This window comes from Variovorax davisae (genome assembly GCF_030316845.1).
GTDB classification, from domain to species: Bacteria; Pseudomonadota; Gammaproteobacteria; order Burkholderiales; family Burkholderiaceae_C; genus Variovorax; species Variovorax davisae.
Window position 1 is genome coordinate 1 of record NZ_JASZYS010000035.1, and the last position, 2,965, is coordinate 2,965.

Here is a 2,965-nt window from a genome sequence, read left to right on the forward strand (position 1 = left end):
GCTCAGTACCACACAGGTCTTTTCACGTACGGGGCTATCACCCGCTATGGCCAGTCTTTCCAAACTGTTCCGTTAAGTCTTGTGCTATCACTAACAGGCTCTTCCGATTTCGCTCGCCACTACTTTCGGAATCTCGGTTGATGTCTTTTCCTCGAGCTACTGAGATGTTTCAGTTCACCCGGTTCGCCTCGCATGCCTATGTATTCAGCATGCGATACCTTTGCAGGTGGGTTTCCCCATTCGGAAATCTCCGGATCAAAGCTAATTTGCCAGCTCCCCGAAGCTTATCGCAGGCTATCACGTCCTTCGTCGCCTATCATCGCCAAGGCATCCACCACGTGCTCTTATTCACTTGACCCTATAACTTTGACGTTTCTTCACAGAAACCAAAATCACATCAAGGAATTGACAGGTCTCTCACCTGTCGCGTTATGCCGTACTTCATACTTTCGATTTGATTCGAAATTGAAGTTCATAATTGACGCAATCAAAAATTCATGTCGCTGATGGCACGGTCTGCACTAAACCTTTACGAATGTGCAGTTTCCACCAGCGACGCTAATTCGACTCTATGAATTTTTAAAGAACAGCCGATTGACCGAGAGATCTCGATCAACAACAAAGATGCCTCTTGCAAAGCAGCTTTGGTGTTGACTATAAGTATCGTGTTGCAGCCCCGAAGGACTCGAAGATTGGTGGAGGATGACGGGATCGAACCGACGACCCCCTGCTTGCAAAGCAGGTGCTCTCCCAGCTGAGCTAATCCCCCGGGTCCTCATATCTGACGCCCTGGAGCATCATGACCATCGGAAGAATTTGGTGGGTCTAGTTGGGCTCGAACCAACGACCCCCGCCTTATCAAGACGGTGCTCTAACCAGCTGAGCTACAGACCCATGTCGATGTTTCGACATCTTCCAACAACCGATAAGTGTGGGCGTTCAACTTGAACAGCTTTGTATTTCCAGAAAGGAGGTGATCCAGCCGCACCTTCCGATACGGCTACCTTGTTACGACTTCACCCCAGTCACGAACCCTGCCGTGGTAATCGCCCTCCTTGCGGTTAGGCTAACTACTTCTGGCAGAACCCGCTCCCATGGTGTGACGGGCGGTGTGTACAAGACCCGGGAACGTATTCACCGTGACATTCTGATCCACGATTACTAGCGATTCCGACTTCACGCAGTCGAGTTGCAGACTGCGATCCGGACTACGACTGGTTTTATGGGATTAGCTCCCCCTCGCGGGTTGGCAACCCTTTGTACCAGCCATTGTATGACGTGTGTAGCCCCACCTATAAGGGCCATGAGGACTTGACGTCATCCCCACCTTCCTCCGGTTTGTCACCGGCAGTCTCACTAGAGTGCCCAACTGAATGTAGCAACTAATGACAAGGGTTGCGCTCGTTGCGGGACTTAACCCAACATCTCACGACACGAGCTGACGACAGCCATGCAGCACCTGTGTTACGGTTCTCTTTCGAGCACTAAGCCATCTCTGGCAAATTCCGTACATGTCAAAGGTGGGTAAGGTTTTTCGCGTTGCATCGAATTAAACCACATCATCCACCGCTTGTGCGGGTCCCCGTCAATTCCTTTGAGTTTCAACCTTGCGGCCGTACTCCCCAGGCGGTCAACTTCACGCGTTAGCTTCGTTACTGAGTCAGTGAAGACCCAACAACCAGTTGACATCGTTTAGGGCGTGGACTACCAGGGTATCTAATCCTGTTTGCTCCCCACGCTTTCGTGCATGAGCGTCAGTACAGGTCCAGGGGATTGCCTTCGCCATCGGTGTTCCTCCGCATATCTACGCATTTCACTGCTACACGCGGAATTCCATCCCCCTCTACCGTACTCTAGCTATGCAGTCACAGATGCAGTTCCCAGGTTGAGCCCGGGGATTTCACAACTGTCTTACATAACCGCCTGCGCACGCTTTACGCCCAGTAATTCCGATTAACGCTTGCACCCTACGTATTACCGCGGCTGCTGGCACGTAGTTAGCCGGTGCTTATTCTTACGGTACCGTCATGAGCTCTCTTTATTAGAAAGAACCTTTTCGTTCCGTACAAAAGCAGTTTACAACCCGAAGGCCTTCATCCTGCACGCGGCATGGCTGGATCAGGCTTGCGCCCATTGTCCAAAATTCCCCACTGCTGCCTCCCGTAGGAGTCTGGGCCGTGTCTCAGTCCCAGTGTGGCTGGTCGTCCTCTCAGACCAGCTACAGATCGAAGGCTTGGTGAGCCTTTACCTCACCAACTACCTAATCTGCCATCGGCCGCTCCATTCGCGCAAGGTCTTGCGATCCCCTGCTTTCATCCGTAGATCTTATGCGGTATTAGCACAGCTTTCGCTGCGTTATCCCCCACGATTGGGCACGTTCCGATGTATTACTCACCCGTTCGCCACTCGCCGCCAGGATTGCTCCCGCGCTGCCGTTCGACTTGCATGTGTAAGGCATGCCGCCAGCGTTCAATCTGAGCCAGGATCAAACTCTATAGTTCGATCTTGATTTTGCGCCTGACCTCGCGGTCAAGCAAAACTCATAAAAAAAGAAATTGAAGTGAACTTCACTTCTATTCTCATGAGCGTTTAAAGTCTTGAAGACTTTGTTCCGAAGAACTTAGCCATTCGCCTCAAACGCCCACGCTTATCGGCTGTATATTTTTAACGATCCGTCAAAACAATCTCTTGTTTTGTTTGCTTCGCTGCGATCAGCGGAGCCTTCGATTATGACACGGTTTTTTAAGAACCGGCAAACTTTTTTCGCTTTCTTTCGCTTCTCACAACCGCTTCACTTGGAAGCCGCTGCAGTCTGCGTTTTCTGCGGAGCCTTCGATTATGACACAGTTTTTTCAACTTCGTCAACCTCGAGAGGCTTTTTCTTTCCCGCCGCTCACTTCGAACAACTCGCAACCCGGAAGCTGCTTCGTCACCGTCGTTTTGAGCGGAGCCTTCGATTATGACA

The 2,965-nt window shown here is 51.1% G+C and carries 2 tRNA genes and 2 rRNA genes; all 4 read right to left on the reverse strand.

The window, feature by feature from the left end:
* Nucleotides 1–358 (reverse strand): 23S ribosomal RNA (locus tag QTI33_RS34960); the annotation flags it as partial.
* A gap of 335 nt (nt 359–693) precedes the next feature.
* Nucleotides 694–769, reverse strand: a tRNA-Ala gene (locus QTI33_RS34965).
* A gap of 48 nt (nt 770–817) precedes the next feature.
* Nucleotides 818–894, reverse strand: a tRNA-Ile gene (locus QTI33_RS34970).
* Between the two features lie 72 nt (nt 895–966).
* A 16S ribosomal RNA gene (locus QTI33_RS34975) occupies nt 967–2,501 on the reverse strand.
* Between the last annotated feature and the right edge of the window lie 464 nt (nt 2,502–2,965).